General features: G+C 60.1%; 21 protein-coding genes. 10 read left to right on the forward strand and 11 right to left on the reverse strand.

Annotated elements, in window-relative coordinates:
• Nucleotides 1-284: 284 nt before the first annotated feature.
• Entirely contained in the window at nucleotides 285-998 is a 714-nt protein-coding gene (locus tag FHX16_RS21370; RefSeq protein WP_183860957.1) for a ParA family protein, read from the forward strand.
• Nucleotides 999-1066: 68 nt separating this feature from the next.
• Here FHX16_RS21370 and FHX16_RS21375 read toward each other — a convergent pair whose 3' ends face one another.
• On the reverse strand, nucleotides 1067-2422 hold the full coding sequence (locus FHX16_RS21375) for a L,D-transpeptidase (protein ID WP_183860955.1): 1356 nt from the start codon (nucleotides 2420-2422) through the stop codon (nucleotides 1067-1069).
• 232 nt (nucleotides 2423-2654) lie between these two features.
• On the opposite strand from FHX16_RS21375, the gene FHX16_RS21380 reads away from it, so the two are divergent.
• The 3 genes from FHX16_RS21380 (at nucleotide 2655) to FHX16_RS21390 (ending at nucleotide 4320) form a co-directional block, all read left to right on the forward strand.
• Entirely contained in the window at nucleotides 2655-3494 is an 840-nt protein-coding gene (locus tag FHX16_RS21380) for a DUF4432 family protein (RefSeq protein ID WP_183860953.1), read from the forward strand.
• 69 nt (nucleotides 3495-3563) lie between these two features.
• On the forward strand, nucleotides 3564-3902 hold the full coding sequence (locus FHX16_RS21385) for a TIGR01244 family sulfur transferase (protein WP_183860951.1): 339 nt from the start codon (nucleotides 3564-3566) through the stop codon (nucleotides 3900-3902).
• Between the two features lie 73 nt (nucleotides 3903-3975).
• Entirely contained in the window at nucleotides 3976-4320 is a 345-nt protein-coding gene (locus FHX16_RS21390; protein WP_183754531.1) for a RidA family protein, read from the forward strand.
• Nucleotides 4321-4359: 39 nt separating this feature from the next.
• Here the strand turns inward: FHX16_RS21390 and FHX16_RS21395 are convergent, their stop codons facing one another.
• From FHX16_RS21395 to FHX16_RS21410, 4 genes are read right to left on the reverse strand one after another with little or no spacing between them, the layout of a single operon-like run.
• Nucleotides 4360-6018 (reverse strand): thiamine pyrophosphate-binding protein, encoded by a 1659-nt coding sequence (locus FHX16_RS21395; RefSeq protein WP_183860949.1) that lies wholly within the window; start codon nucleotides 6016-6018, stop codon nucleotides 4360-4362.
• The gene (locus FHX16_RS21400; RefSeq protein ID WP_183860947.1) at nucleotides 6015-7217 is read right to left on the reverse strand and encodes a CaiB/BaiF CoA-transferase family protein; all 1203 of its coding nucleotides are present in this window, start codon (nucleotides 7215-7217) and stop codon (nucleotides 6015-6017) included. Before FHX16_RS21400 ends, FHX16_RS21395 begins: the two co-directional genes overlap by 4 nt.
• A gap of 18 nt (nucleotides 7218-7235) precedes the next feature.
• Entirely contained in the window at nucleotides 7236-8192 is a 957-nt protein-coding gene (locus tag FHX16_RS21405) for a DMT family transporter (RefSeq protein WP_183860945.1), read from the reverse strand.
• Nucleotides 8193-8208: 16 nt separating this feature from the next.
• Nucleotides 8209-9138: an alpha/beta hydrolase gene (locus FHX16_RS21410; RefSeq protein ID WP_183860943.1), complete on the reverse strand. Its 930-nt coding sequence runs from the start codon at nucleotides 9136-9138 to the stop codon at nucleotides 8209-8211.
• Between the two features lie 157 nt (nucleotides 9139-9295).
• Between FHX16_RS21410 and FHX16_RS21415 the strand changes: the two genes are divergently transcribed.
• The 5 genes from FHX16_RS21415 to metF all read left to right on the forward strand — a co-directional run bounded on the left by FHX16_RS21415 (nucleotide 9296) and on the right by metF (nucleotide 15791).
• Entirely contained in the window at nucleotides 9296-10033 is a 738-nt protein-coding gene (locus FHX16_RS21415) for a ribonuclease T2 family protein (RefSeq protein WP_183860941.1), read from the forward strand.
• 75 nt (nucleotides 10034-10108) lie between these two features.
• The gene (locus tag FHX16_RS21420) at nucleotides 10109-11914 is read left to right on the forward strand and encodes a hypothetical protein (RefSeq protein WP_183860939.1); all 1806 of its coding nucleotides are present in this window, start codon (nucleotides 10109-10111) and stop codon (nucleotides 11912-11914) included.
• 131 nt (nucleotides 11915-12045) lie between these two features.
• Nucleotides 12046-13695 carry an energy-dependent translational throttle protein EttA gene (gene ettA, locus FHX16_RS21425; RefSeq protein WP_114713201.1) on the forward strand — a complete coding sequence of 550 codons (1650 nt, stop codon included), beginning with the start codon at nucleotides 12046-12048 and terminating at the stop codon, nucleotides 13693-13695.
• Between the two features lie 169 nt (nucleotides 13696-13864).
• Nucleotides 13865-14887, forward strand: coding sequence for a metalloregulator ArsR/SmtB family transcription factor (locus FHX16_RS21430; RefSeq protein WP_183860936.1), 1023 nt, complete (start codon nucleotides 13865-13867; stop codon nucleotides 14885-14887).
• Nucleotides 14888-14891: 4 nt separating this feature from the next.
• Complete coding sequence (metF, locus tag FHX16_RS21435) at nucleotides 14892-15791, forward strand: methylenetetrahydrofolate reductase [NAD(P)H] (protein ID WP_016554539.1); 900 nt, start codon at nucleotides 14892-14894, stop codon at nucleotides 15789-15791.
• A 491-nt stretch (nucleotides 15792-16282) separates the two neighbouring features.
• Here metF and FHX16_RS21440 read toward each other — a convergent pair whose 3' ends face one another.
• From FHX16_RS21440 to FHX16_RS21455, 4 genes are all read right to left on the reverse strand, one after another.
• Nucleotides 16283-17515, reverse strand: a complete 1233-nt coding sequence (locus FHX16_RS21440; protein ID WP_183860934.1) for a lytic murein transglycosylase — start codon at nucleotides 17513-17515, stop codon at nucleotides 16283-16285.
• An 83-nt stretch (nucleotides 17516-17598) separates the two neighbouring features.
• Nucleotides 17599-18396: a GH25 family lysozyme gene (locus FHX16_RS21445; RefSeq protein ID WP_183860932.1), complete on the reverse strand. Its 798-nt coding sequence runs from the start codon at nucleotides 18394-18396 to the stop codon at nucleotides 17599-17601.
• A 130-nt stretch (nucleotides 18397-18526) separates the two neighbouring features.
• Nucleotides 18527-19144, reverse strand: coding sequence for a class I SAM-dependent methyltransferase (locus tag FHX16_RS21450; RefSeq protein ID WP_183861409.1), 618 nt, complete (start codon nucleotides 19142-19144; stop codon nucleotides 18527-18529).
• A 50-nt stretch (nucleotides 19145-19194) separates the two neighbouring features.
• Nucleotides 19195-20439, reverse strand: coding sequence for a DUF3419 family protein (locus FHX16_RS21455; protein WP_259130278.1), 1245 nt, complete (start codon nucleotides 20437-20439; stop codon nucleotides 19195-19197).
• A 172-nt stretch (nucleotides 20440-20611) separates the two neighbouring features.
• Between FHX16_RS21455 and FHX16_RS21460 the strand changes: the two genes are divergently transcribed.
• Nucleotides 20612-21997 (forward strand): serine hydrolase, encoded by a 1386-nt coding sequence (locus FHX16_RS21460; RefSeq protein ID WP_259130280.1) that lies wholly within the window; start codon nucleotides 20612-20614, stop codon nucleotides 21995-21997.
• On the opposite strand, the gene FHX16_RS21465 is transcribed toward FHX16_RS21460, so the two are convergent.
• Both FHX16_RS21465 and FHX16_RS21470 read right to left on the reverse strand, forming a co-directional pair.
• Entirely contained in the window at nucleotides 21991-22926 is a 936-nt protein-coding gene (locus FHX16_RS21465) for a lytic transglycosylase domain-containing protein (protein ID WP_183860926.1), read from the reverse strand. The genes FHX16_RS21460 and FHX16_RS21465 overlap by 7 nt on opposite strands.
• A gap of 113 nt (nucleotides 22927-23039) precedes the next feature.
• Entirely contained in the window at nucleotides 23040-23675 is a 636-nt protein-coding gene (locus FHX16_RS21470) for a LysE family translocator (protein WP_016554532.1), read from the reverse strand.
• Between the last annotated feature and the right edge of the window lie 28 nt (nucleotides 23676-23703).

Consider the following 23703-nt stretch of genomic DNA (forward strand, 5'->3'; position numbering starts at 1 on the left):
GATTTACCCATGTGATTCACCTCCAACCGCAGTGAATCACACCGATACCCTCGTGAAAACCCCACTCGATTCTCAATTCAAGTGCGATGCTCTAGGCTTTCCGGGCCTTTTTTGTTCATGGCGTCGTGATTGTGCCTAAGTGCAAGAAATGCTGGCCGCAATTTCAGGTGTCGCGTTTAGAAGTTGTTAACCATGATTAGAAAGGATGCATTAACCGCACGATGCTTCCGAGAGTGCGCGACAGAGCCATAGAGAGGCTCACATTTTCCCTTCGAGGACCGACCATGCCAGTCATCACTTTCGCAAACACCAAGGGCGGCGCCGGCAAGACGACAGCCGTACTTCTCCTCGCCACTGAGCTTGCCCAAAAGGGCTATCGGGTGACCATCCTTGATGCCGATCCGCAGCACTGGATCACGCGATGGCATGAGGTGTCCGGCCACGTGCCCAACATCTCGGTGATCGACTTCGTCACATCGGCGTCCCTGCCGCTGCACATTTCGGAAAACAAGCACAATACGGATTACTTCATCATCGATCTCCCAGGCGCGCGCAATCCGCTGTTGGCGACGGCCATCGGGCTTTCAGACCGCGTGCTGATCCCGATCCAGGGGTGCGCGATGGACGCGCGCGGCGGTGCGCAGGTGCTCGAGCTGCTGCAATATCTCGATGAGAAGGCGGGTATCCGCATTGGGCACTCGGTTGTCCTCACGCGCGTCAACTCGATGGTAACGACGCGGGCACTCTCGATCGTCAAGTCGCTGCTGAGCGAGCGTCAGGTGCCGGTGCTCGATACTGCGATCATCGAACGCTCAGCCTTCCGCGATCTCTTCGACTGCGGCGGTACGCTGCATTCCCTCGATCCAGCCCGTGTCAGCAACCTCGACAAGGCGCGCGAGAACGCTCGCTGCTTTGCTGAAGAGATCATGGCGAAGGTACCAGTCAAACTGCCGGAGCCGGCGCGCAGTACTGGCCCCCTGATCCGCTCTGCCGCTTGAATAACCTGATCGACAAATGAAAAATGCGCCCGTAGAGGCGCATTTTTTCTGGTTGGTGCCGCCTGGGATCAATCGACGAATTCGACCGTGACGCCGGGCTTGACCATCTTCGCCAGTTCGGTGGCATCCCAGTTCGTGAGACGGATGCAGCCGTGGCTCTGCGTGCGGCCGATCTTCGACGGCTCCGGCGTTCCGTGGATGCCGTAGGTCGGCTTCGAGAGCGCCATCCAGACCGTGCCGACAGGTCCGTTGGGACCCGGTGGGATATTCAAGATCTTGTCGTTGGCGCCCTGCTGAAAGTTGATCTTCGGATTGTAGGTGTAGCCCGGGTTCAAGGCGACGCGCTCGACCGTCACGGTGCCGGAGGGCGAGGGCGTGTCCGTCGATCCGATCGAGGCCGGGTAAGCGGCGATCAAGTTGCCACTGTTGTCATAGGCGAAGACCTGCTTGCGGCCCTTGTCTGCCACGATGCGCGCAACTGCTCCACCCTTTGCGTCGCCCGGATTAACGACCTTGATGATTGTGCCGGGGACGGTGAAATCCACGCCTGGGTTGATTTCCTTCAGGAAACCTTCGTCCATGTGAAAGCGCTCGGCGAGCATCTCGGTTGTCGAAGTGTAGCCGAGAGACGACATGGCGGCCTTGTGGGCGTAGTCCTCCGGGATTTCCGCTACGTAAGGGCCGGCGGCGTCCGCCGGCGTGATCGTGTAGCTGACGAGCGGTAGACCGCCCGTCATCCGCAACTGCTCGAGAATGGCATCGGTGTTGTTGGGGTCAAGCGTCTCGCCGGCCATCTGCTGGTAGGCATAGATTGCCTTGGTGACGTTCGCGCCCATGCGGCCATCGATGGCGCCGGGAGACACGCCAGCGCGATCAAGGAAAACCTGCAGCGCAACAATTTCGGACTTCGATTTGTTCTTGAGCGTGATCACCGGCTCCTGGGGCGGCTTCGGCTCCAACATCTCGGGTGTCTGCTGATCCTGCTCGATGGACGCATAGTTATCGCCGCCCGGCGGGTAAGGCTGATCGTCAAGCGGCTGTCGGTCGATCGCAGCGTCGCGTGGGATCGAGCCGGTGACTGCACCGCGTTCGGAGTAACGGGCATCGCCGTACGGATCGTTTCCGTAGTAGCCATCGCCATTGTAGGCGTCGCGCACCGGCGGGCGCGGGTAGTAGCCACGCGCACGCATCTCGGTTGCGATCACATTGCCGTAGGGATCGATGAGGACACGGTTGCCGCGCCGGTCGCGTGCGTAGGCTGCGCCCGAAGGGATGTAGTCGAGGATATCGCCGTTTGGCGCCACGAAGACGACGTCACGTTGGCGACCATTATAAAACTGCTGCGCCTCGGCAGAGGGTGCCGCGACAGCGATGGCCAGCAGGGCTGCTGCGGCAGACAATCCCGATATTACAAAGCGATTCACGTCTTTAGACCCTTCAGTGACTTGGCCGACACACACCTGCGAATTTTGACGCTAGTGTGGAATTTATGAAATCGTGCTGAACAAAAGATAAAAACTCCGTGATTTTTCCTTTGGTCATAAACATTTGGGGGCATGGGTCGGTTCCGGTGCGCTCAGCGTGTGGTCGCGATTGACGAATTCGGCGGCACGACATAACCGTGCAAAGGTGGTCAGAACGGGAGGAAGTTGGACGATGATCGAGTTTGCCGCCGCTAAGGGGCCGAAACTGATGCTTGACGAGACGTCGCTGATGGATGTCGGCGGATGTGTTGTCAACGGCGTCGATGTTGCTCCCAAGGAGGCGGTTCCGGATGACGGCGATGCGCGCATTTCGCATTCCGTGCAGGGCTTCCTCTTTACCTGCGGACCGGATCATATCCGTCATCGTGAGCCCATACCCGGCCGCGCCGACGGGAAGGTATATCCCTTGCATGGATCAGGCCCCGGCCATGCAGCCAAAGTTCTCTGGACGAAGTTCGAGAATGGCAATGCCGAGTGCAGGGCGGACATCGATATCGTAACCGTCGAAGGCTTGCCGGCGCGCATCGAGCGCCATTGGTTCATCCACGGCGGGACAGGCGAAGTCAGCCTCAGAGACAAGGTCGTCAACACGAGCGACAAGGTCGTTCCGACCTTCCTGATGTACCATATGAACATCGGTGGGAAGTGGTTCGACGCGGGCACCCGACTCGAAGGCAAGATGCTCGATGGCGGTGGCTTCCCTTGGAATTTCGGCGAGGAACCGGGCGGCATCTTCTGCGTGGAGGCGCCGGCAACGGAAGGCGGCTTCGCCGAGGTGCGGCTTGGCCCGATTGCTGCCACTGGTGGCAGGGTTCTCAGAGTGCGAATTCTTGCCGAGACGCTGCCGCACCTGCAGGTCTGGCGCAATCAAAAGACGCCTGTCGATGTTCTCGGCATCGAGCCGGTGTCGCATCGATGGGTATCACGCTCCGAGTTGGAAGCGGCGGGCGAATTCGTCATGCTGAAGCCCGGCGAGAGCCGCGATTATGCGCTCAGCTTCGCCTTCGTTTGAGTGATCTGCGGTTGACGCTGCGCATGGGGCGGCGTAGTCATTCACCCCACGATTTCAGGAGGATTAGCGATGGACATTCGCCAGATCGACGACGAGTACTCCGTTTCCGGGCAGATTTCGGTCGAGGATCTCGACCAGATCAAGGCTTTGGGTTTCAAATCGATCGTCTGCCATCGTCCGGACGATGAAAGCCCCGACCAGACGCCTTTTGCGCTGGTAGCAGCGCGCGCCAAGGAACTCGGTCTCGATATCGCGCATGTGCCGGTCGGCCCTATGGGCGTCAATGAGGAGGCTATTGCGGGCATGGTCGATGCCTTGGACGAGTTTCCGCGTCCGATGCTCGGCTATTGCCGTTCCGGTGCGCGTTCGACCGCGATCTATCAGAAGACGCACCACATCCGCGCATAGTACTGATCACTGATCCAGGTTCGACGCCGCTTCAATCCAGCGGCGTCTTTCATTTCGTCAATAGGAGACAATCATGACAATCAAGCGCATCGACGTCGGCGCCCGCATGAGCGGCGCAGTCATCCACGGCAACACCGTCTACCTCGCTGGCCAGGTGGGCGAAGGCGAAAGCGTCACGGAACAGTGCAAGTCGGCGCTCGCCGAAGTCGATCGTCTGCTTGCTGCAGCCGGCTCGAACAAGTCGAAGATCCTGCAGACGCTGATCTATCTTTCCGACATGTCCTACTTCGCAGAAATGAACGCTGCCTGGGAAGCCTGGGTCGATCCGGCGAACACGCCGGCTCGCGCAACCAGCGAAGCCAAGCTTGCTGCGCCGAAGTACAAGGTCGAGTTCACAGTTACGGCCGCCCTCGACTAAGTCGACGGCACCGCGATTTGTAAGGCCGGTGAGTTTCGCTCACCGGCTTTTTGTTTGGGCGATTTCGGACAGCGTGCGCGTCGGCGTAATGGCTTCCGGGTCGAGCTTTACCTCGATGATCGAGGGTTTGCCGCTCGCCCTTGCACGCTCGAAAGCGGCTGCGAAGCTTTCCGTCGTCTCGACCGTCTCCCCATGGCCACCATAAGCGCGTGCAAGGGCGGCAAAGTCCGGGTTGGTCAGATCGGTGCCGCTGACGCGCCCTGGGTACTCGCGCTCCTGATGCATCCGGATGGTGCCGTAAATGCCGTTGTTGATGACAATGGCGATGATCGGCAGGTCATAGCGCACGGCGGTCGCAAATTCCTGGCCGTGCATCAGGAAGCAGCCGTCTCCGGCGAAACAGATGACCTCGCGTTCGGGAAAGAGCTGCTTGGCGGCGACTGCGGCGGGCAGGCCGTAACCCATGGAGCCGGACGCCGGTGCCGCTTGGGTGTTGAATTGACGAAAGCGATGGAAGCGGTGCAGCCAGGTGGCATAGTTGCCGGCACCGTTGGTGAAGATCGTGTCTGGCCGCGTGTTTGCCTCGATCCACTCCATGATCGGTCCCATATGGACCGGGCCGGGACCGGTTTGCGGTGGCGTCGACCATGCCATGTAGGTCTGATGCATCCGTTCGGTTCGTTCCGCCCATCTGAGTTCGCTGGGCGCCTCCAGATCAGCAAGATCCGCAACGAAGTCGCTCGGGCTCGCGCTGATTGCGAGGTCGGGTCGGTAGACACGGCCAAGCTCTGACGGATCCGGATGAACGTGGACGAGTGATTGCTGCGGGTAAGGGATGTCGATCAGCGTATAGCCGGAGGAGGGCATTTCCGACATCCGTCCGCCGAGCAGGATCAGCAGATCGCTCTCCTTGATCTCCTTAGCCAGCGCGGGGTTGATGCCGATGCCGACATCCCCGGCGTAGTTTGGGTGCAGGTGGTCGAACAGCATTTGTCGACGGAACGAGCAACCGACAGGGAGCGCGAAGCGTTCTGAGAACGCTTTCAGGTCGGCCACCGCATCCGCATCCCAGCGCGTACCGCCGACGATGACCATCGGTCGCTCGGCCTTCAGTAGCCGCAAGTAAAAGTCGTCAATCTGGCGGCGGCCGGGATGAGCTTCGACGCGCGAGTAACGCTTGGCGCGGGGCGCCTCTACCTCGTCTCGGAGCATGTCTTCGGGCAGTGACAGGACGACGGGGCCGGGGCGGCCGGATGTTGCAATTGCAAAGGCACGGGTGACGAATTCCGGGATGCGCGCTGCGTCGTCGATCTCGCCTACCCACTTGCTGAACTCCGTCAGCGCACGGCGGAACTCGACCTCCTGAAAGGCTTCGCGTTCCCTTGCATCGCGTTGGACTTGCCCGATGAACAGGATCATCGGGATAGAATCCTGCCTGGCGATATGCAGCCCTGCGGTGGCATTCGTAGCGCCCGGACCGCGGGTTACCATGCAGATGCCGGGCTCGCCGGCGAGCCTGCCCCATGCGTCTGCCATCATGGCCGCGCCGCCTTCCTGGCGGCAAACCATCACGTCGATGTCGCTATCGTAGAGCGCGTCGAGTACGGCAAGGAAACTCTCGCCGGGCACGCAGGAGAGGCGTTTCACCCCATTTGCTTTCAAGGCCTCGACGATCAGTTCTCCGCCAGTCTTTTTCATGATGGTCTTTTCCCCTCCAGTTCGGCGAGTTCCGCCAGAACCTCCTCCTGATGTTCTCCCAGCCGCGGGCTCGGCCGCTCGTAACGCAACGGCGTCTGCGACAGCACGACCGGCGTCCTGACGCCGGGAATGACCGTACCCTTTGCGTCGGCGAGATCTACCCGCAATCCACGCGCCTCAATTTGTGGATCCGCAAACATTTCTTCGATGGTGTTGATCGCACCGGCCGGAACGGCGTTGGCCTCACAGGCTTTAAGAAGGTCGGCTTTCTGCCATTTCAACGTTTCGGTGGAAACGAGCCTGCGGACCTCGTCACGGTTCGCGACGCGCGCCTTGTTCGTCGAAAAACGTAGATCGTCAGCAGTACCCTCGAGACCGAGGATCGCACATAGGCGGCGGAACTGGCCATCGTTGCCGACCGCGAGAATCAGATAGCCATCGGCGGCGGGGACGACTTCATAGGGCGAGATATTCGGATGTGCGTTTCCAAGCCGTGTCGGGGCGCGGCCGGAGACCAGGTAGTTCATGTTCTGGTTGGCCAGTACGGCTGACTGGACATCGAGCAGCGCCATATCGACCAACTGCCCTTCGCCGGTCTTCTGTGCGTGAATCAGCGCTGCCTCGATGGCTGCGACCGCATAGATGCCGGTAAATATGTCGGCGATCGCAACGCCCGCCTTCATCGGCTGCCCGTCGGGCTCACCGGTGATCGACATGAAACCCGACATGCCCTGAACGATATAGTCGTAGCCTGCCAGGCTGGCATAGGGACCGTTCTGGCCGAAACCCGTGATCGAGCAATAAACAAGCTTCGGGTTGATCTTCTTCAGGCTCTCGTAGTCGAGGCCGTATTTCACGAGCCCGCCGAGCTTGAAGTTCTCGATGACCACATCGGCCGTGGCGATGAGGCGGCGAACCAGTGCCTGGTCTTCCTCGCGCTTCAGATCGGCAGTGATCGAGCGCTTCCCGCGGTTGGCAGAGTGATAGTAGGCAGCGGAAAGGTTTTCTCCGTTGGCACCCTCGACAAAGGGTGGGCCCCAGTGCCGGGTGTCATCGCCTCCATCCGGGTTTTCGACCTTGATCACATCGGCGCCCAGATCGGCCAGCATCTGGCCGGCCCATGGGCCGGCGAGCACGCGTGCGAGCTCGATGACGCGGATGCCGGACAGCGGCGGCTTTTGGGGCTGATTGTCCGTCATGTTCCTCCCACGAGCAGATCAGGGCGCCAGGGCCGATTGAGGTGTATCGGATACGGGCTTCGATGCAAAGCGCCGCTCGCGCCATATAATGTACAGCCCCGAGGCGATGATGATGAAGATGCCGAGCCACTTGAGCGCATCCGGGAAGTCGCCGAAGACGAGCCAGGCAAAAATGGTTGCCGACACGATCTCGAAATACTGAAGGGGCGCCAATGTGGAGGCGGGCGCGGCGCGGTAGGCATAGACACCGAAGATGCCGGCAATGGCCGCCGTGACGCCGACGCCGAGCAGGTAGAGGTAGCCACGGCCATCCGGCATCACCGAGTCAAAGACGTCGGAACCCGTGCCGCTGCCGAGCGCGAGCAGAATGGCGCAGAACAATAGACCCCAGATGCCCATCTGAAACTGCATCGCCCACGGGTCTTCCCGGTGTGAAAGCACGCGTGTCATCAAGGCGAAGATGGCAATGCAAAAGGCGCTGACGACGGGCAGAAGCGCCACGTACCCTACCTCTTGAAAGCTTGGCTGAATGATCAGCATTGCTCCGAAGAAGCCGACGCCGCAAGCGGTGTAGCGGCGCCAACCGATCGTCTCCTTGAGGAAGATGCTGCTCAGGATCGTCAATATGATCGGCTCGACGAAGAAGATCGCGATAGCGTCGGCAACCGGCATGTACTTCAGCGTCGTGACAAAGGAGACCATCGAGATCGTTATGATGGCGCCGCGGATGGCATGAAAGATGTTGGCGCGCCACGAGAAGCCCTTCCAGCTTCCGCGCCAGACAACGATCGGCAGCATGCAGAGGGCCTGGACAACAAACCGAGCGCCTGTGATTTCCGCCGCGGGAATCGTCGCGATCGCAAGCTTGGAGAAGATGTCGATGATCGGCGATACGAGCACCGATAGGAACATCAGCAGAATGCCGGTCGAAACCTCTGAAGCAGAAACGGGACGGGAAGAAATACCATGGCTCATCGCGAAATCCTTCGGTTCAGGATCTCGCGATCGCTTCGTCGCACCAGTCGGCGAATGCGGCGATGGCCGCGTCCGCTCCAATTTCATTCAGCGTTTCGTGGCGCATGTCCTGATATATCTGTGTCGTGATACGGGAGAAGCCATGCGCTTTCAAATGGTTTGAAAGCCAGATCACCGCTTTTCCGCCATCCGTCGCCGGATCCTGCCCGCCACCAACAAGATGGATCGGTGTCTGCTTCGGCAGACGGTCCAGATGCGGCGTTTGCGGCGCGCGAAACGTCAGTTCGAAAATATCGAGCCAGAGGGAAACGGAGGCATCGAAGCCGCACAGCGGGTCGGCGATATACTTGTCGACCTCGACAGGGTCGCGGCTTAACCAGTCGAACTCCGTTCGACGATTGGCAATGGACTTTCCCCAAGTGCCGAAGGTGAGCTTCGGCAAAATGCCGCTTGGCACATCGGAGCCCTTCAAGGCCCGTTCGGCCAGCAGGATCGCTTGTGCTGCCCGCCCTGCGACGCCTGGGCTAAAATTGGAGTTCCAGACGGCGACGGCGTCATATTTCTCGGGATGGGTCACAGCAGCGTTCAGCGCGATGAGACCTCCCATCGAATGCCCGAAAACGATGACTGGCAGGCCGGGATACTGTGCCACAGCGCGGTCGCGTACGGCAGAGACGTCATCGATCACCTGCCTGACACCATCGCGGCGGGCAAAGCGTCCGATCGGAGCATCCGCAGCAGTCGTCTCGCCATGTCCACGGTGATCGAAGGCAAAGACATGATAACCACGCGTCGCCATCGCCGCCGCAAAACCGGCGTAGCGCTTGGAATGCTCGGCCAACCCATGGGAGACAACGATAATTCCGCGTGCCTCGGATTGTGCCGCTTCATGATGAAAGCCGAGCGAGGCGTTCGCCGTTTCAAGGCGTTGCGTATCTGCAAACATCAAATCCTCCCGTCTGCGCGAGAAGATCAGATCGTCCGCGAAATGCAACACATCCCAATATTTATGCGACTGGATTTTAGCACCCTAGGGATTGAGGGTTGTGAAAACAGACCCACCATGATTTCTTGTTCATGAATTGTTCCTGGGAGGGATGAAGATGAGCAATCCATTTCTGCGCACGGCTTTATTCCTGATTGCGATCACGACTGCTGGCACCGCTGGAGCCCAGGATGCGGGTGGAAGGACGCGCTTCATTTTGGCAGCCAGCTGGCAACCGGCCTTCTGTGAAACCAACCAGCGCAAGCCGGAATGCAGCAGTCAGACCAAGGACAGGTTTGATGCGACCAATTTCTCGCTGCACGGGCTTTGGCCGATGCGCAAGGACTATTGTGATGTCTCGGGCACGCTGCGGACCGCGGACAAGGAAGGTAACTGGAAGAAACTGCCTGAGGTAGAGCTTTCGGCGGAGACCAAAGCCGCGCTTGAGAAGGCGATGCCTGGAACGCAATCCGGGCTGGAGCGCCATGAGTGGATCAAACACGGTACTTGCACAAAGATGAGTGCCGACGACTATTTTGCGACGTCGGTTCGCCTCATCGATCAGCTGAACGCCTCTGCTGTCCGCGATCTTTTCGCTGCCAACATCGGCAAGCCGCTGACGGCGGAGGCGATCAAGGCTGCGTTCGACAAGAGCTTCGGCCCGGGCGCCGGCGATCGGGTCAAGATGAGTTGTCGGCGCGCCGGCGGCGGAGGCCGTGTCATTGACGAGCTCACGATCGGCCTGTCGGAGGACGCCACCTCGAATGACGGAGCGAGCCTGCGCGACCTCATTCAAGGGGCAGGGCGAACCTCGTTCGGCTGCGATCAGGGCGTCGTGGACGCTGCTGGGTTTTAGTGTTTTTGCTCATGTAGCCGAATATTAATCGGATTGGATTAATGTCTGGCCGCTGTTTGCTGGGGCGAGTGCGGAATGGATGCAGTTCTATCGCGAGCCGACTTGAAGGTCTTGCCTGACAGCAGGCCATTTCTGCGCACCTTTCTCACAGTCTACATCACAGGGCTTGCCATTGTTCTGTTCGATCTCGCCGACGGGGTGTTGTTCCTCGGTGATCTCGATGACCAGATGCGTGAGTTGCAGATCCGGTATCTGATGTCGCCGGATGGTCGGTGGTTCGATCTTACGCTGCCGTTCATTTCAATGCCCGAAGCTTACGTTTCGCCCTGGTCGAGATTGATCGATCTACCTTACGCGGCAATAGCGACGTTGCTGCGGCCGTTCATGCCCATCGATCAGGCTATCTCCTTCTCTTTCCGCATCTGGCCGCCGTTGATGCTCGCCCTTTTCTGCCTGCCGGTTGCGTCCACCGTGAAACGGTTGATGGCCGATCAGCCGACGTCGCGCTTGTCGTCGTTGCTGATGTTGATGCTGATGACAATTCTCATGGCGGTTGCCGTGTTCGAATTCTCGCCGGGCCGCATTGACCACCACGATGGCCAACTGGTCGCGATGATGCTTATGGTGTCCGGTCTTGTTCGCTGGGATCAGTTGGGCGGCGCGCTCGTGGGGGGCGCTGCGGCGCTCTCCATCGTCATCGGACTGGAATGCCTGCCGCTGGTCGTTGTTGCCTACGCCGGGCTGGTCCTCTGCTACATTGCCGGCGTCAGGGATGCGCGGGCGATGATTATTGCCAGCGGTCCCGCAATGAGTGCCGTCGCCGGTGCTGCCGCGCTTGCCTTCATTGGCCCGGACGGCATCGTTTCGACGCAATGCGATGCCTTTTCCGCACCCTATCTGTTTCTGTTGATCGGAATGTCCGCCACCCTGTCCTGCGTAGTTTGGGTGGTGCCGGATCGCTCATCGATCTTCGCAAAAATCCTATGGCTGGGCCTGTCAAGCGCATTCGTCCTTGGCCTGGCTGCGTGGTATTTTCCACGCTGTCTCGGCGGCCCCTATCAGATGATCGATCCGGTATCGCGCGCGTTTTGGTTCTCTCGCATTTGGCAGGAGAACAGCTTCCTCTACCTTTACGAGAGTGCGCAATACTCCACCGTTGCGCTGCTGGCGCTTTCCACTTGCGGTGCCCTTCTGGCTGCACCTTACGTCGCCGCGCAGATACGACAGCAAAAGTTCGGCGTGGGGGTTGCATTCGCCGTGGGTCTTGCCTCCCTGCTTCTGACGTTTGACGTCTTGCGGAACATCCGCTTTCCGATTGCGCTCATACCGCCGTTTCTGCCAGCGGCGATTGCCTATTATCTAAATGCCCGATCGCCAACGCGAGGAGTGCGAGTGGCTGTCGGATTTGCCCTTGCATCCGTTCTTGCGCCAGCGGTTCTTTGCCTTGTCATCCGACCGCCGATGCACGTATTCGATGCGGTCGATTACATGACGGCCAGCGACTGCGACGGCGAGGATTTCGGTGTTCTGAATTCGGTCGCCGCGGGACGAATTGCGCTTCCTCAGGGCATCGCGTTGCGCGTGTTATTCGCACGTCCTGCAGGATTTTCTGTCGGCGCAGTGCCATTCCACCGTGCGTCGCCCGGTATGAGACGCATGTTCGAGGCCTTCACCTCGTCTGACGCGGCGGTCCGCCGCGCGGCGTTGGAGCCCTTCGACTATGTGGCTGTATGCCGATTTCCGCTGGCGGCCGATCTACAGCAGGCTCCGCTCTATGCGGCTTTGGCGGCTGGGAAAAGTTGGCCGGGTCTCGAGAGGGTTCCTTATGCGAAGCCGAGCGATTTCCAACTCTTTCGCATCGATCACGCGAAGCTTTGGTAGTGACGCCGTCCCTCTGCAAAATGTCCGCAAGGCCACAAAAGCCTCTGGTTTTTAGCCTTCGCGCGTTGCTCCTTGAGCCCAATTCGCCTACATAGCGGCAAACTTAAATCCCGCCGCGGAGCGAACAATCAATGGCACGTCAGTTCATCTATCATATGGCCGGCCTCAACAAGGCGTACGGCAACAAGAAGGTGCTGGAAAACATCCACCTTTCTTTTTATCCTGATGCCAAGATCGGTATCCTCGGACCAAACGGCGCCGGTAAGTCGACGGTACTACGCATCATGGCCGGCCTCGATAAGGAATACACCGGCGAGGCCTGGCTTGCTGAAGGTGCCACACTCGGCTACCTCGCGCAGGAACCGCAGCTCGATGCCGCCAAAACCGTGCTCGAAAACGTCATGGAAGGTGTTGCTCCGAAGAAGGCGATCCTCGATCGCTATAACGAGCTGATGATGAATTATTCCGACGAGACGGCGGAAGAGGGCGCCAAGCTCCAGGACGTCATTGACAGCCAGAACCTCTGGGACCTCGAAAGCCAGGTCGAAATGGCCATGGACGCGCTGCGCTGCCCGCCAGGCGACTCTTCGGTCGAGAAGCTCTCCGGCGGCGAAAAGCGCCGTGTAGCGCTCTGCCGCCTGTTGTTGGCGCAGCCCGACCTGCTGCTGCTCGACGAACCAACCAACCACCTCGACGCCGAGACGATTGCCTGGCTTGAAAAACATTTGCGCCAGTACCCCGGCTCCGTCCTGATGATCACCCACGATCGCTACTTCCTCGACAATGTCACGGGCTGGATCCTCGAACTCGACCGTGGTCGCGGTATCCCCTACGAGGGCAACTACTCCGCCTATCTGCAATCGAAGGCCAAGCGCATGCAGCAGGAGGGGCGCGAAGAGGCCTCCCGCCAGAAGGCAATCAGCCGCGAGCAGGAATGGATGGCCGCCAGCCCGAAGGCCCGCCAGGCGAAGTCCAAGGCGCGTATCCGTGCCTATGACGAGTTGGTCGCAGCGGCAGAGGCCCGTCGCCCCGGCGATGCGCAGATCGTCATCCCGGTCGGCGAGCGTCTTGGCCAGGTCGTCATCGAAGCCGAGAACCTCACCAAGGGCTATGGCGATACGATGCTCATCGAAAACCTCACCTTCAAGCTGCCGCCCGGCGGCATTGTCGGTGTCATCGGTCCGAACGGCGCCGGCAAGACGACGTTGTTCCGCATGATCACCGGCCAAGAGAAGCCCGATAGCGGCGACATCCGGATCGGCGAGACTGTCGATCTCGGCTATGTCGACCAGAGCCGCGATGCGCTCGACGGCAACAAGACGGTCTGGGAGGAAATCTCCGGCGGCAACGACATCATCAAGCTCGGCAAGCACGAAGTGAACTCGCGCGCCTATTGCGGGGCTTTCAACTTCAAGGGCGGCGACCAGCAGCAGAAGGTCGGCACGCTTTCCGGCGGTCAGCGCAACCGTGTCCACCTGGCCAAGATGTTGAAGGCCGGTGGCAACGTCATCCTGCTCGACGAACCGACCAACGACCTGGATACGGAAACGCTCGCAGCCCTCGAGGACGCGCTCGAAAGCTTCGCCGGCTGCGCTGTCATCATCAGCCACGATCGCATGTTCCTCGACCGCCTGGCGACGCATATCCTCGCCTTTGAGGGCGACAGCCATGTCGAATGGTTCGAGGGCAACTTCGAGGACTACGAGAAGGACAAGATGCGCCGTCTCGGCGTCGACTCGATCAATCCGCACCGCGTGACCTATAAGCGCCTGACGCGCTGATCGCCAAAGAGCGACTCCAGCTATATGAAAGCCCCGGTTCGCCGGGGCTTTTTTTTGCGCGCACCTATGTCGTGATCCGAGCAGCTAATTTCGTGAATGGATGGAATTCCAGCTTGCCACACCTATTCAAATCACATAAAGATATCTTTATATGTTGATTGGATCGGGTATGGGTGAGCCTATCAGACTTGGATTGGATGCTTTGGTGGACGTCCTCAGGGCGGCCGGCGAGCCGACGCGTCTGCGTCTTCTGGCTCTGCTGGCGGCGGGCGACCTGACCGTGACCGATCTTACGGAAATCCTTGGCCAGTCCCAACCGCGTATTTCTCGTCACCTCAAGCTGCTGGGCGAAGCGGATCTGATCGACCGCTACCAGGAAGGCGCCTGGGCCTATTTCCGCCTTCGGCAGGATGGCAAAGCGGCCGCTTTCGTGCGCAGCCTGCTGGCGCATGCCTCCGAGAACGACCCCGTCGTCCTTCGCGACAGCGAACGGCTGGCGACGGTCAAACGTCAGCGGGCCGAGCGCGCGCAGGCCTATTTCAGCCGCAACGCGGCGGAATGGGACGAGCTTCGCCGCCTGCACGCCGCCGATGAAGAGGTCGATGCCGCCGTCATACGGTTGCTCGGCAGCCAGCCGATCGACTCGCTTCTCGATCTGGGCACCGGGACAGGACGCATCCTCGAGCTTCTATCTGGCCTCTATCGCCGGGCGATCGGCGTCGACGCCAGCCGCGACATGCTGAGCGTGGCGCGCGCCAACCTCGACAAGTCAGGGATCACCAAGGCATCCGTTCGTCACGCCGATATCCTGAATTTGCCGTTCGAGGCGCAGGATTTCGACGTGGTGACGATCCATCAGGTGCTGCATTTCTTCGATCAGCCGGAGATCGCAATCGGCGAGGCCGCGCGCATGCTGCGGCCAGGCGGACGGCTTCTTATCATCGATCTTGCCCCACACGGGCTGGAATACCTTCGCGACGAGCACGCGCATGTTCGCCTCGGCTTCTCGCATCAGTCGATGTCCGACTGGCTGCGCAAGGCCGGGCTGGATGTCGAGCAGGTCGTCGATCTTCACCCGGGTCATCAAAGCGGGCAGGGGCTCACCGTCACTGTTTGGCTTGCGCGCGACCCTCGGCGCCTCACGGCCTCAGCCGTGAGTGAAGGCGCCGAACCCATACTTGCCGGGAGATAATGAAATGGCTTTGAACAGCGACGCGCGCCGCAAGATCGGCATTTCCTTCGAGTTCTTTCCGCCGAAGTCGGAAGAGATGGAAGGACAACTGTGGAACGCGGTCAACGAGCTGCAGGACTGGAACCCGGACTTTGTGTCGGTGACCTATGGCGCCGGTGGGACTACCAAGGCACCAACGTTGGCGACCGTGTCGCGCTTCCTCGCCGAAACCCCGCTTGCCACGGCGTCGCATCTCACCTGCGTCGGCGCGACGAAGGACGAAACGCACAGCGTGATCGACAGCTTCCGCAAAGTTGGCGTCAAGCACTTCGTTGCGCTTCGAGGCGATGCCCCTGGCGGCGTCGGCGCACCCTACCAGCCGCATCCCGGCGGCTATGCGAATGCAGCAGCACTGGTTGCCGGACTGCGTGAAATCGGCGACTTCGAGATTTCGGTCTCGGCCTACCCCGAAAAGCATCCGGAGAGCCGTGATACCGCCGCCGATATCGATATGCTGAAGCAAAAGGCGGACAACGGCGCGACCCGCGCGCTGACGCAGTTCTTCTTCGACAACGACAATTTCGAGCGCTATCTGGAAAAGGTGCGGGCTGCCGGCGTCAATATTCCTATTGTGCCGGGTATCATGCCAATCCAAAACCTGACGCAGCTGAAGCGGTTTGCCGGCGCTTGCGGCACCGTGATACCGGCGTTTCTGGATGAGCGCTTTGCGGGCTTCGACGACAAGCCCGAAGAGAGAGCAAAGGTTGCCGCCGAGGTTGCGGCCGAGCAGATCGAAGACCTCGCTCGTCGCGGGCTCACCGATTTCCATCTGTACACGATGAATCGCTCGCCTCTCGTGTCGGCAGTGCTGACCAATCTCGGCTTTACCCGGGAAGGGGCCAGAAAGGCCGGCGCTGCCGCCTAGGCTGGCCCAGATTAGAGGACAAAAAGAAAAGCGCATCTCCGTGGGATGCGCTTTTCCGATTCATTGAACTGTTTCGCTACTCAGGAGTCTCGGCACTGTTCAATCGGCACGACGTTTAGATGAAAAGCATTGTCAATACGAATGCAAACGCCGCGCTGACCAAAAGGACATTCAAGGATTGTGTAAGTCCCATGTCTGTCTCCTTGCGTTAACGCCGCGATAATATGTCGCGAATGTGTCGCTTGGAAAGCAGATTTTATACTGCACTGCGGCGAAAATGTCACATCGACAATGCTGGCTTGCGGGCAACGTGATGAAATCACTGGCAAAATTGCGACGGAAAAATATTCACAGATTTTAACTTGGCGTTAAAGTCAGCGATCCCGCCTTCACACATGCGGCAAGATGAAGGCTAGGCGAAGTCTCTGAAACCATGGAACAAATGAAAAAGCCGGGTCTGAGACCCGGCTTTAAGCGTGCTGAATCAGTAATCACAGCGAATTCAGAAGTGTCGGCGTTGCCCAGCCGTCGGCCGGCATGCCGAGACGCTGCTGCTCCTTCTGGATGGCTACGCGCGTGCCCGAACCCAGGATGCCGTCGACCTTGCCGACGTCGTGGCCGAGGGTTCCGAGCTTGGTCTGCAGTTCCTTCATCTGGTCGTTGGAAAGACCCTGCTCCGGCGTGCCCTTGAGGTAGGTCTCCGCACCAGCAAGACGGGTCGCGAAGTAGGCTGCCGACGTCGTGTAGATGAACGACTTGTTCCATTCGAGATAGATCTGGAAATTCGGGTAGGCGATGAAGGTCGCTCCGAGGCGGCCCTGCGGCAGGATCAAGTCGGCGTGCAGGTTACCGAAGTTGGTGTTCCCATCCCGCGGCTTGACGCCGAGGGCAAACCATTCGCCGGCCGTCAGGGGACCGCCGATGCCCGACTTCTCCCAGGGCAGGCCTTCGGGAAGGGTGACTTCCTGGATCCACGGCTGGCCCTTCTGGAAGCCGAGATGCTGGATGAACTTTGCTGCCGTCAGAATCGCATCAGGAGCGCTCTGCTTGAGGCGCACGTGGCCATCGCCGTCGCCGTCCATGCCATAGGCAACGATATCGCGCGGCAGCATCTGGACCTGACCGATCTCTCCCGCCCAGGCGCCGGTGTTGGTTGCCGGGTCGAGGTCACCATGCTGAACCATTTCGATGAGGGCGATCAGCTGCGGGCGGAACAACTCCGGCCGCCGGCAATCATGGGCGAGGGTCACGAGGGCGTTGCGGGTGTTGAAGTCGCCCTGCACTGCGCCGAAATCCGTTTCCATGGCCCAGAAGGCGGTGATGACGCCAGCGGGCACCCCAAACTCTTGCTCGGCGCGGGCGAAGACATCCGCATATTGCTTCATCTTCTGGCGGCCGATATCGAGGCGAGCCTGGCTGACGGTGCGCTGCGAGAACTCCAGGAAGGTCTGCTTGAACACGCCTTGAGCGCGGTCGCGGCTCAAGACCTTCTGGTCGATCTGCGCGCCTTCCAGCGCCTTGTCTGCGGCCTCGGCCGATGCACCGGCGGCAATTGCGTCGGCCTTCACGCCGGCGAGAAAGTCCGTGAGGTCGCCGTCACATGCCGGGGCTGCTGCCTGCGAAGCCGGTGCACTCGATGCCGGCGTTTCTGCGGCGGCGCCGGTGGCGAGACCAGCGGCAAAAAGGAGTGCAAGTGCCGTGCGGCTTGCGGGCGAGCGGTACATAGTTTCGATCCTCGTCATCAAATGGAATTTCAGTCGATTTCCCAAATGATTGTGACGGAAGCAAGAAAGACCGCCGGACGTTGCTAAGAATTTGTGTCCCTCGATACCGCTGCCACCCAGTTGTGCCAGTTCTGCGTCGATCCGGCGAAAACATTGATATCCGTCGGTCCCTTGATGCCGGGGATGACGCCCGTCGACGTGTACTGCCAGAAGGCCCAACGGCGGTCGGCATACGTGACCTCGGGATGCTTGGCAGTGGAGCGAACCCAGAAGTGATAATCCTGGAAATAGCCGACGAGATTGTCGCGGTGGAAGTCGACCGAGGTATAGATGATCGGCCGCTTGCCGTAATAGGCCTCGAGGCGATCCATGAAGCGCTGAAGCTGGGCGCGAACCGTCGCCGGATCCGGGCGAAGGCGGCAAGTCTTCGATTCCGCATTCCATTCGGCGTCGAGGACCGGCGGCAAGCGCATCGATTCCTTTGGCACGTTACGGATGAACCAGTCAGCCTGCTCGTCGGGCGTCGAGCAGAAATAGTAGAAGTGATAGGGCGCGTGAGGAATGCCGACGGCGCGGGCGCGTTGCCAGTACTCGTTGAAGCGCGGATCGATGCGGTCCTTGCCTTCGGTCGCCTTGATGAACGCAAAGGCAACGCCAGAGCCCTTGACCGTCTGCCAGTCGATATTGCCCTGCCACTTGGAAACGTCGATGCCGTGGATCGGCTGCTGCTCCGGATGCTTTGCGCCGAAGTCCTGGGGATCGGTGTCCTTGAAGCGCGTTTTCGGCTTTACGGACGCTGTTTCGAGATAGTCATAGCCCGATGACGTGCATCCGGCGAGCATGATAGCCAACGGCAAAACGCAAAACAGAAGCCGGCGCATAGGTGTTCCGTCGCGAAACGAATGGATTTTTTGCCCCACAGCTCGACCTTCGTGAAAGACGTGTCCAGCGAGGAATGTCCCCTCTATTTCCCATATCAACGTAAAAATTCGGTTAGTTTCAAGCGAAATGTCAAGCTTTGGTCACAATGACAGCCCGCCAGGCATACCCGCCGCCCATGGTTTCGAATATTAGTCGTGCTTGATTTTCAGAGGCTTGGGACTCGAGAACCTGTCGCAAATCAGCGCGCGGCGAGACATGAAATTTTCGCAGCCATGCCTTGAGAAAGCGCGCGAACCACCCTGGCAGCCGCTCCTGCTGGCCAAAATCGACTATGTGCAACTCGCCGCCGGGGGCAAGAGCGGCAAGGGCTGAGTCGACGGCGCACTCCCAGTCGGGGATCATGGAGAGCGCATAGGAGATCAGGATCCGGTCGAATCCGCTGACGCCAAATTCGCGAGGCGTGAATGCCGTTGCGTCGGCGACGCGGAAGTCCGGGATCGTGGCCTTGCTCTCGAATGTCTTGCGCGCGGAGATCAGCATCTCCTGTGAGATGTCGAGGCCGTAGAGCCGAGCTTGCGGATAATGCTTATGGGCCAGCGCCATGTTGCGACCGGTGCCGCAACCGACTTCCAGCAAGGTGCCGCCCGCCGGCACATTCAGATCGCGGATCGTCTGATCACGGCCAAGCAGGTAGTATTTGCGCGTCAGATCATAGATGTGGCGCTGGTAGCGGTACATACCATCCATCAGGGCGGCATGGCCGTCGTCTTTGGCCACCGGGTTCGTGTCGACCCCGCTCACGCCGTCTTCCTGTAAATATGGAAGCCGCCGTAGATTGCCGAGCGATCGAGCGCCGTCAGCTCGAGGGAACGTTCCTCCATGTAGGTCCACTGATCACGGATGGCAGGCGACAGACGCCCTTCGATGATGCTCTTTTCCGCGGCGGTGCGGAAAATCACCCGAGCACCTTCACGCGCCGTCCGGCTAATTTCTGCCCAGAGATCATTGAGTTGCTCGTCCGTCATCCAATCCTGCGCATCCAGGAGGATGTAGCGATCGCGCGAGGCAGCCGGCTCTCCTGAAAGGAGCTCGGTGAAGCTGGCGTGATGAACGTTGACGCGATCGACGTTCGCGCGGATCACCTCGTAGTTTACAGGCTCGAGATAGGTCGGAAGCGGTCCTTCGCCTTCGGGGGCGTAGCGGCGCCCGAAGGCCTGCCAGGCAAAATAGTTCTCCTGCATCGGGAAGTGGCAGGCCAGCTTCTCAAGCCGATGCCGCAGAACCGGGGCGATCGACTGATCTGCCGCGAGGCTTGCCAGTTCGTCGTACTGCTGCGGCGGGATGCCGAGGCCGAATAGCGAGCTTTTGCGTCCGGTAATCCAGCGCACGACGGGTTTGTCGAACAGCGGTGCGATCCTCTCATCGAAGAACTGGCGCTGCTCGCGCAGCGAACGCGCCTTTGTCATCTCCGTGAGGTCGACGCCGTGCAGGCGGGCAAGAAGGTGAGCCGCGCCGATAAACCGTCCGAGCAGACCGGTTTCGTAGATATTGCGGTCGAAGACGGTGACGCGCCGGCGACCGAACTTGCGGCTGTTCCAGTAGTTCCGGGTTGCGTCGTCGAGGTTTGCCGCGAGGAACTGGTCGAACGCGTGGCTGTTCGACGTTTCACGCGGCTTTGCGAGGAAGCGAACGAGGTCGGTGTGTCCGGGAAGGTGACGGAATGCCGCAAGCTTCAGCCGATTGAGGGCGATATGATGCGGATTGAGGTCGACCACATCGATCGATGCTGGACCCTTAGAGAGATAGGCGAGCATATTGCAGCCGCCGGAGCCGATTGTCACGACGCGATGATGGGGCTGAAGCTCCATCGCCAGCATGTCGAGATCGGGATCTTCCCAGATTTGCGGATAAACCAAACCGGAAAACAAAAGGCCAAAGAGCCGTTCCGAAAAGCCCGCCTTGGAGAAGGCGTTGTGGCGGAGAAGGGCTGCCTTGAGTTTCCGGTTCTTGCGGAAGCCGGCATCCGGTGCAAATTCCGTCATATGAGTCTTTCACCCTTTTAGCGTTCAGGGCGTTTAGCGCGTCGTGACTACAGTTTGATGACGCGGGCTGTGGGCAGGGCGGCCGACGACAGGAAATGCAGGGCCAGCCGCACCCTGGGGTCTTTCGCTGTACGGGCTTTCCTGCTTCTCTTGCACGCAGGGAGGACCGTAGATGCGATTTGTGCTGCGTGTCGTAAAATCACTTGCTCTTCTGCTGGTAGTGATTGTCGCCATGGGCGCCGCCTGGCTCTATGTCAGCCCGCCGGAACTGCTGCGCGTGGGGGATGGCTATGCGGCCAAGATCGTTTGCTCGAACGTCTTTCTCGCGGGAAGGGATCCTGAACAGGTGCTCCATGAGGACGTGCAGGCGCCGGGAAACCCGCTGCTGCGGCTGGTGCGTGTGGCTGTCGACCGGCAGGAAAAGCGGGTTACTGCCCGTATCCTTGGGCTTTTCGCACCGGGTTATGCAATCTATCGCGGCGCGCTCGGCTGTAGCAGCGTGCCAGACGGGGACTTTGAAACGGCAGCGCGCGCGGTGCCAGACGGGCCGGAAGCTCAAAGCTCTCCAAATGAGGCGATATGGCCAGAGGGTAACACCGTCGCTGATGTCCATGATAGCGGTGTCGACGCGCTGCTTGCGAACAAAGATTTGCTCGGTCCGGCCATGCGCGCCGTCGTCGTCGTTCACAATGGCCGCATCATCGCCGAGCGCTATGGCGACGGCTTCGGTCCAACGACGCCGCTGACAGGCTGGTCCATGACAAAGACCGTCAACGCTGCGATTGTCGGGCGGCTGATGCTCGACAACAGAATAACATTTGATGACATAGCGCTCCTGCCGCAGTGGCAGGGTGGTGATCACTCGACAATCAAGCTCAGCGACCTCATGGGCATGCAGAGCGGCCTAGCCTTCAACGAAAGCTATGGCACGGTCGCTGACGTCACTCGGATGCTTTATCTCGATGCGGATATGACGGTACTGCCAGCGAGCCTCCCATTGGAGGCCAGTCCTGGCGAGCGCTTCAACTACTCCAGCGGCACATCGGTTCTCATCTCGAAGATATGGATGGATCGCATCGGCAACATGCAGACAGCGCTTGCCTATCCCAAGATGGCCCTGTTCGATCCGATCGGCATGTCGAGCGCGGTTCTGGAGGTCGACGCACGCGGCACATTCGCCGGCAGCTCCTATCTCTACGCCACCGCGCGGGACTGGGCCCGTTTCGGGCAGTTCCTTCTTCAGGACGGCGTCTGGAATGGGGAGCGGCTGCTGCCGGAACGCTTCATGACGGCGATGAGGACGCCGACGGCATCCTCAGGCGGCAAATATACGCAGGCGCAAGCCTGGCTTGCCGCGCCGGGTGGCGATAGCAGTGCATTAGCCGGTCTTCCCGACGATACATTCTGGATGGAAGGACATGACGGGCAGAGCGTGGCGATCGTGCCGTCGGCGAAACTCGTCGTCGTCAGACTTGGGTTAACGCCAAGCTGGCTTCGCTACAAGCCGCAGATGCTGGTGAAGGAGCTACTCGCTACGCTGGACCATAATGGTCAATAATTGCCCTGGGCGACGTCGTCCATACCTTTGCGCTTGGCCTCGTAATAATAGCCACGGGCGTAAAGGCGGACGGCATTGTCTTCGCTGCTGTCGGACACGAGCCAGGCGCCGCGCAGATACTTGGCGGCGTATTTGATGTTGGTCTCGGCGTCGAACAGACCGGCGGGCTCGCCTTCGTAGCCCATCGACTTCGCCGTGTTGTACTTGATCTGCATCAGGCCGAAGTAGCCACGCTTGTTGTAAGCCTTGGCATTGTAGCGGCTTTCGCGGTGGACGACGCGGTGAAGCAGCGAGGCGGGCACCTCATACATCTTCGAATACTTGTCGATGATCTTGGTGATCGCGCTTTTTTCCACGGTCGGCGCGCCGTCGTCGTCGCTGTCGCTGAACATCGGCGGGGCAGCAGGCGGGTCGGATGGACCCGAAGTGTCGAAGCCGTAGTCCATCATCGGGTGCGGCGTGGTGTCGATTGCGGAAAGGGCGGCGATGGCGCCGCTGCCGGCCTGGGGCGTTGCGGCAAAGGCGAGCTGCGTTGACGGGGAGGGGGTGCCAGGACGCGGAATGGGTATGACGGACTGTATTGCCGTCATCTCGGGAGTAAGGGGAATCTGCGCATAACCCGTTGCGGCGGTAGGCTCGATCTGACCGCCTGGTTGTGAAGGCGCCGCGGTCGGCATGGCTGGGGCTGCGAGAGCAGCCGCTGTCGGGTCCGTGGCAGGGACCATCGCCGTTTCAGTGCTGCCTTCGCCGGCAGGCACGGCGGCAAGTGTGGCATCTTCGCCCGGCTTCGGTGTCGGTACAACTGTCTGGAGAGCGGTCAATTCTGCCTGCGAGGTGTATTCGACGCTCGTGCATCCGGCAACAACGCCGCAGAGCATCGTCGAAACGACGAGACTGCGTTTCAGGCCGGAAAAACCGATCGCTACCATACTCTCACTTTCGTGAACGCGCCGCCCCGGCAGCGTTAGAAGTTACCAAAAACCTTAAGCCCGGATTCCGCCATTAACGTATTCGTTGCTTTGCTGCAACCCGCCGAAAATATTTACGCGGCGATGCGGCGATAGCCGGCCGTTACGGCGCCCGCGGCAATGAGCAGAGTGCCGCCGGTACGGTTGACTGCGCGTTGAACGCTCGCCTTACGGATGAGCCCGCGCGCCGCGTTTGCTGCCAGCGCATAAGTCGAGGCATTGATGGTGGCGAGCACCAGGAAGGTGGCTTCCATGATGAGCATCTGGCCGAAGAACGGCTGAGACGGATTCAAGAACTGCGGAACGAATGCGACGAAGAAGACGATGCTCTTCGGGTTGAGAGCCGTGACGACATAGGCGTGGAGGAAAACCTTGAGGGATTTCTTTTCGGGCAGGTTGTCATTGTCTGCCATCGGTTCGGAAATCACCGGCGCCCGCCAGAGCTTGATCCCGAGCCAGATCAGATAGGCGCCGCCGATCCACTTCAGCACCGTGAACAGGGTTGCGGAGGCCGCGAGCACGGCCCCCAATCCGAACAATGATGCGGTCATCGCGGTGAAGTCGCCGAGCGCCACGCCGGTTACCGTCGCAAGCGCCGTCTTGCGTCCGTGCCCGAGCGCATAGGAAACAACGAGGAGAATCGTCGGGCCAGGGATGGCCAGCATGATTGCAGACGCAGCGGCAAAAGCGAACCAGGCTTCGAGCGACATGGAATCTCCTCCTATTCCCTAGGACAAA

This window comes from Rhizobium sp. BK661, from assembly GCF_024808825.1.
In the GTDB taxonomy this organism is placed as follows: domain Bacteria; phylum Pseudomonadota; class Alphaproteobacteria; order Rhizobiales; family Rhizobiaceae; genus Rhizobium.

Excerpts from the sequence above, each read along its gene's own strand:
- FHX16_RS21460 (WP_259130280.1), top strand. The coding sequence starts at position 20,612 with ATGCGATTTGTGCTGCGTGTCGTAAAATCACTTGCTCTTCTGCTGGTA.
- FHX16_RS21450 (WP_183861409.1), bottom strand. The coding sequence starts at position 19,144 with ATGGATGGTATGTACCGCTACCAGCGCCACATCTATGATCTGACGCGC.
- FHX16_RS21400 (WP_183860947.1), bottom strand. The coding sequence starts at position 7,217 with ATGACGGACAATCAGCCCCAAAAGCCGCCGCTGTCCGGCATCCGCGTC.
- FHX16_RS21390 (WP_183754531.1), top strand. The coding sequence starts at position 3,976 with ATGACAATCAAGCGCATCGACGTCGGCGCCCGCATGAGCGGCGCAGTC.
- FHX16_RS21465 (WP_183860926.1), bottom strand. The coding sequence starts at position 22,926 with ATGGTAGCGATCGGTTTTTCCGGCCTGAAACGCAGTCTCGTCGTTTCG.
- FHX16_RS21420 (WP_183860939.1), top strand. The coding sequence starts at position 10,109 with ATGGATGCAGTTCTATCGCGAGCCGACTTGAAGGTCTTGCCTGACAGC.
- FHX16_RS21445 (WP_183860932.1), bottom strand. The coding sequence starts at position 18,396 with ATGCGCCGGCTTCTGTTTTGCGTTTTGCCGTTGGCTATCATGCTCGCC.
- metF (WP_016554539.1), top strand. The coding sequence starts at position 14,892 with ATGGCTTTGAACAGCGACGCGCGCCGCAAGATCGGCATTTCCTTCGAG.
- FHX16_RS21385 (WP_183860951.1), top strand. The coding sequence starts at position 3,564 with ATGGACATTCGCCAGATCGACGACGAGTACTCCGTTTCCGGGCAGATT.
- FHX16_RS21380 (WP_183860953.1), top strand. The coding sequence starts at position 2,655 with ATGATCGAGTTTGCCGCCGCTAAGGGGCCGAAACTGATGCTTGACGAG.
- ettA (WP_114713201.1), top strand. The coding sequence starts at position 12,046 with ATGGCACGTCAGTTCATCTATCATATGGCCGGCCTCAACAAGGCGTAC.
- FHX16_RS21430 (WP_183860936.1), top strand. The coding sequence starts at position 13,865 with ATGGGTGAGCCTATCAGACTTGGATTGGATGCTTTGGTGGACGTCCTC.
- FHX16_RS21395 (WP_183860949.1), bottom strand. The coding sequence starts at position 6,018 with ATGAAAAAGACTGGCGGAGAACTGATCGTCGAGGCCTTGAAAGCAAAT.
- FHX16_RS21405 (WP_183860945.1), bottom strand. The coding sequence starts at position 8,192 with ATGAGCCATGGTATTTCTTCCCGTCCCGTTTCTGCTTCAGAGGTTTCG.
- FHX16_RS21410 (WP_183860943.1), bottom strand. The coding sequence starts at position 9,138 with ATGTTTGCAGATACGCAACGCCTTGAAACGGCGAACGCCTCGCTCGGC.
- FHX16_RS21455 (WP_259130278.1), bottom strand. The coding sequence starts at position 20,439 with ATGACGGAATTTGCACCGGATGCCGGCTTCCGCAAGAACCGGAAACTC.
- FHX16_RS21470 (WP_016554532.1), bottom strand. The coding sequence starts at position 23,675 with ATGTCGCTCGAAGCCTGGTTCGCTTTTGCCGCTGCGTCTGCAATCATG.
- FHX16_RS21370 (WP_183860957.1), top strand. The coding sequence starts at position 285 with ATGCCAGTCATCACTTTCGCAAACACCAAGGGCGGCGCCGGCAAGACG.
- FHX16_RS21440 (WP_183860934.1), bottom strand. The coding sequence starts at position 17,515 with ATGTACCGCTCGCCCGCAAGCCGCACGGCACTTGCACTCCTTTTTGCC.
- FHX16_RS21415 (WP_183860941.1), top strand. The coding sequence starts at position 9,296 with ATGAGCAATCCATTTCTGCGCACGGCTTTATTCCTGATTGCGATCACG.